Origin of the sequence: Desulfosporosinus sp. FKA, assembly GCF_002196785.1 — a bacterium.
Classification (GTDB): domain Bacteria; phylum Bacillota; class Desulfitobacteriia; order Desulfitobacteriales; family Desulfitobacteriaceae; genus Desulfosporosinus; species Desulfosporosinus acididurans.
This window is the reverse complement of the sequence record NZ_NAHZ01000017.1, coordinates 65,620-80,260: the sequence shown is the minus strand read 5'-3', so window position 1 is coordinate 80,260 and position 14,641 is coordinate 65,620. Positions and strand designations below refer to the sequence as shown.

General features: G+C 41.0%; 11 protein-coding genes. 1 reads left to right on the top strand and 10 read right to left on the bottom strand.

Annotation, left to right across the window (positions count from 1 at the left end; translation table 11 throughout):
- The first annotated feature begins 46 nt into the window (after positions 1–46).
- The gene (locus tag B5771_RS05305; protein WP_088186643.1) at positions 47–760 is read left to right on the top strand and encodes a polysaccharide deacetylase family protein; all 714 of its coding nucleotides are present in this window, start codon (positions 47–49) and stop codon (positions 758–760) included.
- Between the two features lie 4 nt (positions 761–764).
- On the opposite strand, the gene B5771_RS05300 is transcribed toward B5771_RS05305, so the two are convergent.
- The 10 genes from B5771_RS05300 to B5771_RS05255 all read right to left on the bottom strand — a co-directional run bounded on the left by B5771_RS05300 (position 765) and on the right by B5771_RS05255 (position 14,638).
- Positions 765–2,138 carry a sensor domain-containing diguanylate cyclase gene (locus tag B5771_RS05300; RefSeq protein WP_242966744.1) on the bottom strand — a complete coding sequence of 458 codons (1,374 nt, stop codon included), beginning with the start codon at positions 2,136–2,138 and terminating at the stop codon, positions 765–767.
- A 114-nt stretch (positions 2,139–2,252) separates the two neighbouring features.
- Entirely contained in the window at positions 2,253–3,101 is an 849-nt protein-coding gene (locus tag B5771_RS05295) for a YitT family protein (protein ID WP_047811627.1), read from the bottom strand.
- A gap of 108 nt (positions 3,102–3,209) precedes the next feature.
- A complete protein-coding gene (cls, locus tag B5771_RS05290) occupies positions 3,210–4,634 on the bottom strand; it encodes a cardiolipin synthase (protein WP_088186609.1) in 1,425 nt (474 codons plus the stop codon).
- A 150-nt stretch (positions 4,635–4,784) separates the two neighbouring features.
- A complete protein-coding gene (locus B5771_RS05285) occupies positions 4,785–7,436 on the bottom strand; it encodes a TetM/TetW/TetO/TetS family tetracycline resistance ribosomal protection protein (protein WP_088186608.1) in 2,652 nt (883 codons plus the stop codon).
- Between the two features lie 291 nt (positions 7,437–7,727).
- Positions 7,728–8,357, bottom strand: a complete 630-nt coding sequence (locus B5771_RS05280; protein ID WP_088186607.1) for a GPR1/FUN34/YaaH family transporter — start codon at positions 8,355–8,357, stop codon at positions 7,728–7,730.
- A 468-nt stretch (positions 8,358–8,825) separates the two neighbouring features.
- On the bottom strand, positions 8,826–9,989 hold the full coding sequence (locus tag B5771_RS05275) for an iron-containing alcohol dehydrogenase (protein ID WP_088186606.1): 1,164 nt from the start codon (positions 9,987–9,989) through the stop codon (positions 8,826–8,828).
- 403 nt (positions 9,990–10,392) lie between these two features.
- Positions 10,393–11,022 (bottom strand): alpha-ribazole phosphatase, encoded by a 630-nt coding sequence (gene cobC / locus B5771_RS05270; RefSeq protein ID WP_088186605.1) that lies wholly within the window; start codon positions 11,020–11,022, stop codon positions 10,393–10,395.
- A 16-nt stretch (positions 11,023–11,038) separates the two neighbouring features.
- A complete protein-coding gene (locus B5771_RS05265) occupies positions 11,039–12,148 on the bottom strand; it encodes an XdhC/CoxI family protein (protein WP_088186604.1) in 1,110 nt (369 codons plus the stop codon).
- A gap of 19 nt (positions 12,149–12,167) precedes the next feature.
- The gene (locus B5771_RS05260; protein WP_282433320.1) at positions 12,168–13,298 is read right to left on the bottom strand and encodes a DVU_1551 family NTP transferase; all 1,131 of its coding nucleotides are present in this window, start codon (positions 13,296–13,298) and stop codon (positions 12,168–12,170) included.
- Complete coding sequence (locus B5771_RS05255) at positions 13,295–14,638, bottom strand: DVU_1553 family AMP-dependent CoA ligase (RefSeq protein ID WP_088186603.1); 1,344 nt, start codon at positions 14,636–14,638, stop codon at positions 13,295–13,297. The genes B5771_RS05260 and B5771_RS05255 overlap by 4 nt, the downstream gene beginning before the upstream one ends.
- Between the last annotated feature and the right edge of the window lie 3 nt (positions 14,639–14,641).

Genomic DNA, 14,641 nt, shown 5'->3' with positions numbered 1-14,641 from the left:
GGTGTAAACGGTGCTTTTTTTGTTATTAACTCGAAGAAGACTAATTATGCTTTGCTTATTTATCACTATTATAGGAGTTATCATCTTCACCACAGCGACTTCACTAACGGCCCCTTCTTTGGTACGTATTCCAGGAACCTATTACATGGCTCATACACAGGAAAAAGTAGTTGCCTTAACTTTTGACGATGGTCCTGATCCCATTGACACGCCACAAGTCTTGGAAATACTTAAGGAAAAAGAAGTCAGAGCAACATTTTTTGTTTTAGGGCAAGCTGTTAAGGATAATCCAAGGTTATTAAAGCGTTTAGCCAATGAAGGTCATGAAATCGGAAATCACAGTTATGACCATGATTATAAACAACAACGCCTTCTGAAAGAGATTAGTCAAACGGACGACGAAGTTTATGCGGCAACGGGTATCCATACTTATTTTTATCGCCCGCCTGGAGGTTTTCTGTCAAAGGCGCAGTTGGAAAGTATTAAAAAGAATGGTCATGTCGTTGCTCTCTGGAGTGTCGATAGTAAAGACTGGCGCAATCCCGGAGTTCATCAAATTGTTAAAAATGTTATGAATAATGTTTTCCCGGGAGCAATTATCCTTATGCACGATGGCGGTTATCATCGAACTCAAACTGTTAAAGCCCTGGGATTAATTATTGATTCTCTTAAAAGAGACGGTTATCGAATCGTTACCTTAAGTGAACTAAAAAAATTCGATACAGAACGTAATTCTGAACTTAATTCGGAACTAAAGTAAACAATTAGGAACCTAAGTTAGAGATACTTTTGGACTTTGGATTATAGATGGACAATTGGTTTTTGCCATTGCGTTTTGAACAATAGAGGGCATCGTCGGCATGTTTGATGAGTTCTTCCGCTGTCAAGGCATGCAGCGGATAAACAGCTAGTCCCACCGATATTGTTGTTTGCAGCAAAGGATTATCTTCCATAATTTTGATGCGGGTAGTTTCAAGCAACCTTTCAGCAATACTGATTGCTGCTTCGAGAGGTGTCTTAGGCAAGAGAATGACAAATTCATCTCCTGCATACCGCACCACAGCATCCCCTTCCCTTACGGTTTCTAGTAAGAGTTTAGCCAGGAAACGCAAAAATTGATCCCCGACAGGATGCCCAAACTGGTCATTAATTCTCTTGAAATTGTCGCAATCAATAAAAAGAAGGGAAACCTTTCCCTTAGCAGTCTGGGCATGATTGATAGCGCGTTCTGTTAAATCGGTAAGAGAGCGAGAATTTAAAAGACCTGTTAAGCTGTCCGTTTCAGACAGGCAACGAACATGTTCGTATAAGCGGGCGTTCGCTAAAGCAACACTCACTTGGTTGGCAAAAATCTGGGCCAATTGAAGATCATCTTTGCTAAAGGTATTTAAACTCAGAGTATAGATCCACAGAACTCCAAAAGTTTTTTCTTCTAATTTAAGGGGAATTCCCATGACAGATTCGTCATCATAGGGAGTACCTGGAATGTGTATAGACCTTGGATCATGTTCAGCATCTCCGGAAAGGACTGCTTCACCTGTAGCTGCTACCCAGCCGACCAAGCCAAAACCTACTCGGGGATGGTTATTGAGAATACTGGTTAGTACATCAGGATCACTTTGACTTTCACGAGCACTAATTACCCGCAGCGATTTTTCTTCATCTTCCATTAAGTAAATTGTACAGCCGTCTGCCTTAAACAAGGAAAAGGTTTGATCAACTACTTGATTCGTTAGTTCACACAAATCAAGTGTTTTCGTTAAAGAGGTCGATATATCGGATAATGCTGACATCTCTGTTTCGTGCCGCTGAATTTGACGAATTGCATCGATCTCTCGATTAACAGCAATACCAATAAAGAGATAAACCAATGTATAGAGAAGCCATTGCAGGAGTGTTAGACGATGTGTATGTTCATATAAAATAAGGAACGTTAATCCGGAGGCGAGAACGATTTGAATCAACAAAAATTCCCAAGGGAAATACAGGGCAACAAGAGCTGTGATGAGGAAAAAAAAGGATACTAAAGAGATGCTTTGATCACCTAGGAGCATAATTATCAGTGTAAGACCAAACATGAAACAAATCATGGCCAAAGCCCAAATTTTATTCGGTCTCCATTTCTTCTCGCTTATCACCGTTAGCCACCTCTGTTCTATAACTGATCAAGAGACATCTTATTTTGTTTTATAGGCTATTCTACTTCTCTTTACATTACCATAAATCCTGCAACAAAAAGATTTATATCATTTTTATTCATTTTTTAAAAATCCCCTGCCGAGAACTTCCCCGGCGTTGGATACAATCATAAATGCTTCTGGGTCAACATCACGCACTGCTTGTTTTAAGCGGCCTAGTTCCGGAAGACTGACTACACAGATAATAACATTTTTAGGCTCGTTGGAATAAGCACCGCGGCCGCTTAAAAAAGTTGCTCCTCTGCCTAAGTCCACCATAATTCGATCGACCAAAGCTTCCGGTTGATCGGAAATAATCGTTATTGATTTCGAAGGAACGCCGCTTTGGATTATGTCGAGGACACGCCCGTAGACAAAAAGATTAACTAAGGTATAGAGAGCTCTGTTTGAGCCTAAGATTGCCCAGGAAACCAAAATTATCAGGCTATTGATCGCTAAAGCAGACGTTCCCATGGGCACTCCATATCTTCGATGGATAACCTTAGAAACAATATCCGTGCCCCCCAGACTTCCACCAAAACGAAACACAATACTTGAGGAAATTCCTGAAAACACACCGCCGTAGACTGCCCCAAGAAAGATATCGTTTATCGGCACTGGATGGATACCTTTAAAGAGATCAAGGAAAATAGAAAAAATGACTAATCCCCAAATGGTTTTGAAAATAAAGTCTTTATTTATTTCCCTCCATCCTAAAATGAACAGCGGAACATTTAATAGGAAGGTCATTAAACCAATAGGGAGTTTTAATGTATAAAGCAGCAACAGTGCTATGCCGCCGACCCCTCCACCGCCAAGCCCAGAAGGGACGACAAAGGCTTGAATTCCATATGCGGCAATAATTGCCCCGGCAGCTATTGCCAAAATGCCGCCAATAGATTTCGTACGTTTCGTTAACTTCATGCCTTACCTCCATGAATCCAACCTTCCCTGTTTCGCGAAGCGCCCGGGGAGGTTGGAAATTAGTAATATTATACAGACATTTGAAGATAAGGTAAAGCTGAAGGAACGTTATAGCAATGGTGAAAATAAACGAGCAAAGGACTCTTTAAGACGTTCGGAATATGGACGAGTTTGGAACGCTTCGAGATTAATACTTCGAGATTCCCTCAAATCATTTTCGAAGTCTTTAACTAAGAGCATCGTTAATTTCTGATCATACATAAACGCTGAGATTTCAAAGTCAAGGGAAAAACTTCGTACATCCATATTAGCAGACCCAACAGATGCTAAAGATTCATCAATGAGAAGAACTTTGGCGTGAAGAATTCCTTTCATATACTTATAGATTTTAACGCCTGCTTCGAGCAGTTCTTCAAGATAGGAGTTCATAGCCCAGTAAGTCACTTTGTGTTCCGGAACTCCTTGGATAATGATTTGAACGTCTATTCCTGAGAGGGCTGCAGTCTTGAGACCCATGATTAGACTTTCATCAGGGATAAAATAGGGCGTCTCGATTTTTATGCTCTGCTTAGCCATCGTTATCGCGATGAAAAAACCTTGCAGAATGGATGCCCAATTAGAATCCGGACCGCTGGCACCAATCTGAATAGGAAGTATATCAGGGATTTCAACCTTAGGAAAGTAGTTTTCACCTCTTATCTCCTGATGAGTTACAGTATACCAGTCGTTTAAAAAGATACTTTGCAGGGTATGGACGGATTCTCCAGATAATTTGAGATGAGTATCTCTCCAAAATCCAAGTTTCGGGTCACGTGAAAGATATTCGTCTCCGATATTGAGTCCCCCCATGTACCCCACATACCCGTCAATGATAACAATTTTTCGGTGGTAACGTAAATTAAGCCTTGGAGTTAAAAAGGGAAAGCGTAATGGAAAATACCATTGAGCTTGGATTCCGGCTTGTTTCATGGTAGTCATGAAGTTTCCAGCCAGGAAGAGGCTCCCCACTCCGTCAAGGAGAACGCGTACTTCCACTCCTTCAGAAACTTTATGGGAGAGGATTTTTAAGACGTCGGCACCTATTTCATCATCTTTGAAAATATAATAGCTCAGATGGATGTGATGGGCAGCATTTTCTAACGAGTGAAGCAAAGCAGCAAATTTCTCTCGGCCATTGACGAGTACGTCAACTTTGTTATGCATCTTTAAGCGGGCATAACCACTATTCATAAGGAGGTTAGCTAATTTAAGGTCTAAATTGTTATCTGGAGAAAAAGTTGAGTATTCATTCTTTGGAATGGGATCGTATTCATTGATTCTTTGCTTTAACCTATTTGTCCGTTGTGCCTTATTCCGAAAGAGTTTATTGCGCTGCTTTTGAGAAAATAGAATATAAAGAAGAAAACCCAGGATCGGCAGGAGACTTAGAATAAACAACCAAGTTACAGTTTTTCCTGGATCTTTATTTTCAAGAATAATCACTGTTCCCAAGAGCACTACTTGAACACCTACTAATAATGCGACCCATAACATGTTTCCACCGCCCAGTTATAGTTTTCAGCGAGTGCCTTATTTGTTTACTACATTTCGTATTATGTGCACTCGATGGACTTTTTAACTAGGAAATGAAAATCTATCACGATGAGCATAACTCTCTTCGGGAATTGCCCCTATTGATATAGTTTACGTCTCATTTTTATCTTTAATCAGTTTATCAAGCCGCTGTTTTGCTTCCGGAGACAAAGTGTCCATAAGATAATTACGTGGTCTTCTCTGTATTTCCCGATATTCCAGCTTTGTTCTTTCATAAGTCTCTTCGATCTCGGCCTTTAGTTCCCTGGCAGATAATAAGGCACATCCTTCTCCTCTGATAATAATCTGCTGTAAACCGTCTGATGTTGCAACAGTTATATTATATTTTTTCTGATTATCATGAGCGAATTTTTCAATATACTGGTCTGCAGTTTGTGCCTCCCTTGTATAAACCAGATGAATATTATGATAGTCGATAATTTCTTCAAGATGCCCCTGAACGAGGTAAGCGTCGAACACAACAATAATTTGGCATTTTCGAATGCCTTGATAATTGCTTAGGCTCTCCAGTAATTTCATTCTGGCACCGTCCATATTGCTATCCGCAAGTTCTTTGAGCTCAGGCCAGGCATGGATTACATTATATCCATCAACAAGAAGATACTCTTCTTTGTTTACCTTCTCACTGCTTACAGAGACAAAGTCTTCGTAATAACTTTCGCGGGCTGTTTTGCGTTTTTTCCAGGCAGACTTCTTTCCTTGGTTCGCATAGAAAGTATTATTGATAATTTGATCAATCTCATCCAAACTAATCCACTTTTCTTCTGAGTATGAGACACGGTTTGGGGCTATCTCTCCCGCCAAATCCTCTTTTTTCTGAAAATAGCTTTCAACATGCATGTGATCCTTTACGCTATCCCAATCCACCAAAAAGCCCGAGCCATGTGTACAAAATACAGAACCTGTAGGATTATTAACATCTCTTTCGGAATCATAGCCGATACTTGCAATGATCTCATCTGCATTGTGGCATCGTTCATACCCTTTTAGGCTGCAAAAGAGCCTGCCAAGACCTTTAGTATAGGCGATAACTTCTTTCTGATAATTTCTCATGGTAAGAACAGGAGCACTCCCCACAAGAACCGACATCTCCCCATTTGTCTGTGATAATTCGCATGTACCATGCATTTTCTCGATGTCCGTCATAGCTCTTCCTACCATTTTCACAGGGAGTTCCAGCTCAAAGGCATAATAAGGCTCCAATAATATAGATTCTGCTTCCTTTAAACCTTGACGCACTGCACGGTAGGTAGCCTCTCTGAAATCACCGCCTTCTGTATGCTTAGTGTGTGCTCTGCCTGAGACTAAAGTGATTTTCATATCTGTGATCGCAGATCCTGTTAAAATTCCTTTGTGCGCTTTTTCTTCCAGATGGGTTAATATAAGCCTTTGCCAGTTTTTACTTAAGGTATCCTCACTGCATTTTGCTCCAAACTTAAGACCACTTCCCGGTTCACCAGGCTCCAATAAAAGGTGAACCTCCGCATAATGGCGCAATGGTTCAAAATGTCCTACCCCTTCAACGACATTGGCAATCGTTTCTTTATAGACAATCCTTCCGGCATCAAAGGTCACTGAGATACCAAAACGGCTTTGGATAAGGTTCTGAAAAATTTCAATTTGCACTTCTCCCATGATCTGGGCCTGAATTTCTTGTAATTGCTCATTCCAGACAATATGAAGTTCAGGCTCTTCTTCTTCAATCTGACGCAGTTTGGGTATCATTACTCTCGGGTCACAGCCCTCTGGAAGTATAATCTGATAAAACAACACGGGTTCCAAAACCGGTGTATTTGAAGCTTCTTCTATCCCTAAACCTTCTCCTGGTTTCGTTTGGCTGAGCCCCGTAACCGCTAAAACGGAACCTGCTTCTATTTCATTCACTGCCTCAAATTTTTGTCCAGAATAGACACGAATTTGATTTACTTTCTCTTCCCAAAGCCCATTCTTCAAGATATCTTTTACCTTAAGTCTTCCGCCAGTTAGTTTCATGTGCGTGAGACGGTTTCCCTGTTCGTCTCTGGTTATTTTGAATATTTTAGCTCCGAACTGACTGGGATAGAAAGGTACTATGGCATTGTCAGCAATGCCCTGCATAAATTGCTCAACACCTTCTAATTTTAAGGCTGAGCCGAAAAAGCAGGGAAAGACGTTTCGCTCCTTTATTGCATTTTTGATCTGTGCCGTTTCAATGTGTTCTGTTTCCAGATATTCTTCCATCATTGTTTCATTACACATGGCCAGTTGATCATAAAAGCGGTTTGTCTTAACATGTTCAAATTCAATGCATCCATCATTCAATTGCTTTTTTATCTCTAGCATCAATTTGTCCTTATCCGTCCCATTCTGGTCCATCTTATTGACGAATAAAAAGACAGGTATCTGGTACATGTCGAGAAGCCGCCACAACGTTTTCGTATGCCCCTGTACCCCGTCGGCGCCACTTATCACTAAAATGGCATAATCCAACACCTGAAGCGTTCTCTCCATTTCAGCTGAAAAATCCACATGCCCTGGGGTATCCAGTAACGTAATCTGAGTTTCTTCTATCTCAAATATGGCCTGCTTCGAAAAAATAGTGATTCCCCTTGCTCGTTCAAGCTCAAAGGTATCTAAATAAGCATTTTTATGATCTACTCGTCCTAATTTGCCAATTTTACCGCTCAGATAAAGGATGGCTTCTGATAATGTCGTCTTGCCCGCATCCACATGTGCTAATATCCCAATGACTAATTTTTTCATTATCTATGTTCAAATCCTTTATTCATCTGATTCAATCTCCAAGCATCGGATATAAATTTTTAAGTCGATTCTTTAGATATTATGATACCAGTAAGTTTTGATTTTAACAATTTCCTATATTATTATTTACATTAAAAGTAAAAGCTTTAAGATTTCTCTTTAATATTGTCAAATTTAAAATGATAGTTATACTTCATCATATTTTGAACATATATTAAAAAAACTCGACTATAATGTCGAGTTTAAAATAATCCACGCGAAATCCAACAAATGATAAATTTCAAGTGTCAATTAAGCCTGTTTCCCTGAAGAAAAATTTTTCTTAACAGTGACAGCACGAGAGCCAACTGGGAGAACCGCACGACCATAAAGTGGATTTAGAACTCCGGCCGCTGAGGCATACCAGGCACAAGCTGCAGTAATTAATCCAAAAATACCTCCAGGTACGCTTGAGATAATACCAAATTCGGCTAAATCAAGTAAAACAAAAGCAATTTCCACGAAGGTAAATACTGCCAGTAACGCATTATTGATTCTGAAAGTCCCTATCCACATGTAGAACGTAAAAATGGTGAACCCTGTTAAATATACTCCAAGAGCCACATGACCAGAAGCACCAAAATTAAGGATCTTAAGCGTCTCTAATATGACAGTGGCTGCTAAACCCATCCAAAATGCTCCATAAGTTGTGAAAGCTACTGCCCCAAACGTATTGTTCTTTTTAAACTCCCACATTCCGGCAAGTATTTGGGCTAAACCACCGTAAAATAGTGCCAGAGGGACAAATAATGTACCGAGTTCTGCTGGCACTAGCTTCGCATTTGACAGACTAAGAATGAATGTTGTAAGTGCAAAACCGGCTAAACCAAGTGGTCCTGGGTCGGCTATTGAACTTTCTCGGATCTCCATGATCTCTGCCATTAATCATCGACTCCCCTTTACTCATGTTTATAAGTTCAGTGACGTTGGAAATGCTAAATTGTTATAAGTCCAACAAATAACTCTCCAGTTGTTTCACCTCCTATCATCCGCTAGTTTCTTAGATCATATATTAAGGCCTTACACCTAATTATATGAACATTCTAAATTTTCATGATATTAGTATACCAATTACTAACATTTTCGTCAAGGTGATCCTCAAGCTTGTAGTATTTGTTCTTTTTAACATTTTTTGGGTTTAGATTACTGGACAGATTCTAGAACAAAATATCAACCGGCCAGTGACCTCATACCATGTTTCACTGTTTCAGGAGTTTATTGTTTGGGTCATAAGAAGGAATTTTAAAATCTTCATGTCCATAAAAAACGAGATGCGCTGGCGAGATGAGTAAAATCTTCTTCTCTGCCAGCGCATTTGTTATTTGCGAAATCTTAAAATTAGTTCCTGCTTTACATTGCGTTTTTATAGATTTGAATGACTTGATCGAGGGTTGCAGTTCGTGGATTCGTTAATTGACAAGCATCCTGCTTGGCATTACCTGCCATAAGGGCAAAGTCTTCTTCTTTAACTCCCAGTTCTGCTAATCCTGTAGGAATACCAACATCCCGCGAAAGCGTTGCTATAGTGCTGAAACATTTCTCGGCAGCCTCTCTGGCTGAAAGCCCGGTAATATTTTCTCCCATAGCTTCAGCAATCTCTGCATAACGCTCGACATTGCCAATCATGTTAAAACGTGAAACGTGTGGCAAAAGGATGGCATTGCAAACACCATGCGGCAAATTATAGAATCCTCCTAATTGGTGGGCCATAGCGTGAACATAACCTAAACTGGCATTATTAAAAGCCATTCCAGCTAATAATTGAGCGTAAGCCATTTGTTCACGTGCTTCAAAATCATCCCCATTAGCCACGGCACGGCGCAAATACTTGCTTATTAATCTAAAGGCCATTAAAGCCGCCGAATCCGTTACAGGTGTAGCTATTGTGGAAACATAAGCCTCCACTGCATGGGTAAGCGCATCCATTCCGGTTGCAGCGGTTAAACTGGGTGGTTGTTTCATCATCAATAAAGGATCGTTAATGGAAACATTAGGTGTTACATGCCAATCAACGATAGCCATTTTAATGTGTCTGGCTATATCGGTAATAATGCAAAATCTAGTCATTTCTGCCGCCGTTCCTGCGGTGGTGTTAATGGCAATCATTGGGGCCATCGGTAAAGGAGATTTATCCACTCCTTCATAATCATTAATTCTGCCGCCATTTCCGGCAACCAATCCAATACCCTTAGCACAGTCATGGGAAGAGCCTCCACCCACCGAAACAATAAGGTTGCAGCCTTCTTTAGTGTAAATATCAAATCCATCATGAACATTTTTGTCGGTTGGATTTGGTTCAGCCCCCCCGTAAATAACAACTTCGAGGCCTTCTTTACTGATAATATCAGCAATTTCTTGAGCCATACCGATCTTTTCCAGGAATGCATCGGTTACTAAGAAGACTTTTTTTCCGCCCAATAATTTTGCTTGTTTTCCGGTTTCTTGTACTGCCCCTGCTCCCATAAGGTTTACTGTTGGCATGAAATACCCATAGACTTGATGAATGATTCCCATGTTTTAACCCCCATTTTCTTATTAGTTTTAGCATTTGCTTTTCTACGCTGAATTTGAGCTAGAATTTAATTTCCGGATTCTTGACGAATAATATAGCAATATCCGTGCCAGAACTGTCTGAAAATTTAGTTATTTGTTTCACATGTCCTATTTCATTGAATTTCTTCAGCTAAAGTCGAAAATCAAGCTGCGCAGAAGGACGGAGGTTATTCTTAAAAAGATAGATAAAACCAGTAAAACGATAATCTTTACGTTTAAATTTATTTTAAAACATATGTTAACTCACTATAATGGGCTATTTTGGAACAGTTTGCTTTGAACAAACGCTTTAAATTGGAACACTTTTAAATAATAGCGTTAATAGTTTTGAATAATTTAGGGTTAATTTAGTGATTTTCGTAAATCAATAAATTAACCCTTCGCCGGTTTCCTTAACAACCAAATTGTTCATATAGTTTAATCTGTACCCTGAACTATCTTGAGAAAGTAAATTAACGCAGCCATAACTCTGGTGGAGTTGAAAAACATTCTCCAGTGGCATCCCAAGGACATGGCAGATAATTATTCTGTTTACACCGGCATGAGCAACAATTAAAATTGTGTTTCCTGCAGATTCCGCCAGCCGCTCAAACGCCGGAAGGACTCGTTTGGAACAGTCACTAAAGCTTTCACCCCGGGGCGGGACAAAATTTGCAATAGTTTGACCACGTTCTGTGAATTTCTTAGGGAACCTTGTTTTAATTTCCGAGAAAGTTTTCCCCTCCCAATCACCCATGTTCACTTCCCGGAACTCCGGACAAAGGATAGGAACCGCTGTGCTAAGAATTGCGATGATTTCCGCTGTTTGCTGCGCCCTCTTTAAATCGCTGCAAAAAATATTATCGAATGACAAGTGGCTAAACATATCCTTTAGTAATGAAGCCTGCTTTAAACCAAGAGAACTTAAGGGCAGATCAGTTTGACCAATATAACGTTTTTCACTCCCTAGGCCGATATCACCGTGTCTGACCAAGTAAATTAATTTTTGCTTCATGTCTCTCCAGGATCATCTACTTTAAGGTCTGATCCATCTCCCTTTGAACTTTAATCAACTCGCCGAGAATACTAACGGCAATTTCTTCCGGAGTTTCTGCTCCTATCTTCAGACCAATCGGAGAATGAAGATTTTGCAGTAAATCGGCCGGAACTCCTTCTTCCTCTAATTCAGTTTTCAAAGCTTTAACTCTTTTGCGGCTGCCAATCATGCCCAAATATGCTGCCGGCCGGCGAATCACTTTTTCCAGACATACTTTATCATAGCGATGTCCTCTTGTGACAATTACCACAAAAGTTTGGGGAGTGATTGTGATTCTGTCTAAGGCTTGTGCAAAATCAGCGCAAATCACATTGTCTGCCTCTTTAAAGCGAATAGAATTGGCAAAGGCCGGACGATCATCGATGACTGTGATCTCATACCCTACTATTTTAGCCATAATGACCAGGGGGAGCGCAATATGACCACCACCTAAAATCAACAATTGCACAATTGTTCTTTGCGGTTCAATGAGCAACCGAAAGGATGGTTTGCTCATGGACGTTTCGCAAGGCTCAAACTCAGAATTCAAACTAATTAATAACGGCCGGCACCGTTTAGCGCAGATTTTGCCGCTTTCTTGGGCCACTCGATTTAAGCCATCTAAATGAAGATCACCGCTGACTTCGCCGTTTGCCTTAATAACTAGTTTGCTTCCTATCAAATGTTCAGGAGCTGATTCGATTACTGTAACAAGGATCGGATTCTGATTTCCTTCCTCGAGTGCCGCTAAATAGTCTTTGTAAAGTTTAAATTGTCCGGCGAAGTTATGAGAACCTAAATAATCAATGAATAATCCCATGATTCCCCCGCAAACCATTCCTTCATCCTGGGCAATATCAGCAGTCATATTTAAATAATGCACCTTAGAAGTGCGTGCTGCTATGACATTGAGAGCCTCCCTCCTGGCTTCAGCCTCACCGCATCCGCCGCCAATGGTACCGACGATTGTTCCGTCAGGAAAAACTAACATTTTAGCTCCGGGCTTACGAGGAGTTGAGCCAAGGACACTGATGATTGTAACCATAGCAACTTCAGTATTTTCCTCTAGGGCAATTTTAAGTCTGTAGATTATTTCATTTTCCATTGTTTCCTACCCCTCTAGATTAACTTAATAGTTCAGATAAAGGCATGTTAATAATTTTCTCAATCTTTGTCTTAATCCACTCGGCATCCAAATAGCGTCGTTGTATTTTCTTAAGTGCATCGGGGTCGTTTTGGTGTTGCTTCAAGGGGGCGGCAAATCTGTCTTTAAGAGAAACAATCTGCTCGTCTTTAACAAACTTATCAGCCAAATAGACAACTTCTTTTTCCGATATGGTCTGTTCAATGTTTGTACAAATGTCGGTGTGTTCGGCCACTATTTTTGCGACCATTGGGTAATTCATGAGCATGCTCGATCCAACTTGTGCGTGGTGCGGTTGACCCTTGGCCAGGTCATGCAATAAGGCTGCAGCCTTAATTAAGTCAAGGTTTAGGCGGCATCCTGAACTTCTTAAACAACTTCCGATAGCGCAGCAAAGAGCGGCTACTTGCTTACTGTGTTTAATGACGTTCAAGGGAGTTTCAGCCTTCTTGATAATCTCATAACATTCCTCTTCGGATGGCAGCAGGGTATCACCAATGTAATCAAGCAGTTTACAATAGTCCTCCGGTGTATCCATGTCAAGCAAAACACCCAAGTCTTCAACCTGAACTTCGACGGCATCATCATCATACTGCTCTAACATCGCTCTCAGTCCGCCCGGTTTATTCCATTTTAGAATGTCGTTAACATAGCAGCTGGGAATTAGAGGAGGATGACCCCTCTCGCCTTGAAACGACGGGTAAACTATACTTTCCTGCTTTGAAAAGAAAGTGTCTTCCATCATTTCAAGAGTGTGACGTTTAATTAGGGGATTATCTGCAGGTAAAAGAAAAAAACCAGCCGTCTCAGAAGTGAGACTTTTAACTCCGGCCTGGACCGAAGAAAACATCCCTTCGGAATAATTGGTGTTCACAATAATTCGAACCCCTAAATTTTCCAAAAGGGGAAACAGTTCATTCCCGCGATGCCCAACGACAACTCGAATATCCTTGAAGCCATTGTCCAAAAAACTATGAACAGCTTGTTCTATGACAGTAATCCCTCCCAAAGGCAACAATGGTTTAAATTGTTTCATGCGAAACGAGTATCCGGCAGCAACAATAATTGCTGTCAGTATCCCCCTCTCTGGCCTGGATTCTGTTCCAGTCAAGGCTGGTCACTCCTTCTTCGGTCTTGAATCTGTCGCTTAGCTCTGCTTTTAGGGGCTCTTACCCCGGGAGTTTCGCTAAAATTGAGGTTAACCTGCAAACTGTTGGTTTGCAGTCCGGTCTTTAGGTTGGGGATTTTGGCAAGGGATTGTAGAAGCGACTGTTCTACGTCCTCTGCGACAGACTTCCTCAAGAGAATATTAATGTTTAAGCGATTTTGCTTAGCCACTTCAGTAAGCGTAACCTCGAAGTCAATAATATCCCCAAATTCAAAGAGAACCTCGTCAAAATCGGAAATCGTCAAGTAGTCCCTCTCATTCAGATAAACCCGATCTCTGGATTTTAACCGTTCCAATCGTTTCAGGACTGTGTTACAGGAGCAAGGGCCAGGTATAAATCTGGAAATGTCGCCGGTTCGGTAACGAACTAGGGGCATAGCTGATCTGGTCAGTGTCGTAAAGACGATTTCCCCTGGCCGCCCGTCTATCACAGGGGTTCCTGTCAGGGGATCGATAATTTCAAAATATAGGTCTGCTTCCCTCAGATGATAACCACAGAAGCCCTCACATTCAATCCCGCCGCCTAAACCCATCTCAGTCATACCATAATGATTAAACACCTGACACCCCCAATATTTTTGCAGTTCTTTGACAACAGTTAAGGGTACATAATCGGTACTCAGCAAGACGCTTTTGATGTTTAGAGAAGATGATTCGTCCCTTGAAGCAATAAATCTTGCTAAATTCAGGACTTGAGCAGGTATCCCGACCAGAACATTGATTTCTTCCCGTTTTATTTGTTCAAAGGTTACTTCCGGATCAATAACCATTCCATGAATGTTCCCTATTACGCCTGCTCTTGCTAAACCCAAATGCAGTAAGTTACCGACACTTCCAGTCGTTTCACCCGGAAGCAAAATCAAGACTCTGTCCCCTGGTTCAACCAAGGTGAACATGCCATGATGAAAAAAGTCGATGGTCAATTCTTGATCAGGTTCGCTAAAGAAGAGACGTTTGGGTTTTCCTGTTGTACCGGAAGTCTGGAGGGTAACGATTCTGCTGATGTCATCTTGGGAAACACATAAGAAATCCAGGGGATAATTTTTGAGGTCTTCAGACGTGGTAAAAGGCAGTTTATTTATGTCTGCTAAACAGGAGATCTTACTATCCAAGCCCTTATAGAGACGGCGGTAAAATCTGCTGCCAGCGCTTACCCAAGCAATAGTTTCCTGCAGTTTGTTCAACTGATAATTCTCGATCAGCTTTCGCGTCAGTCTTCCCGAACGATTACCGGTAATTTTCTCCTGTACCCATGGTTCAAGCGGGGTAACATTTATGGCCAAGAT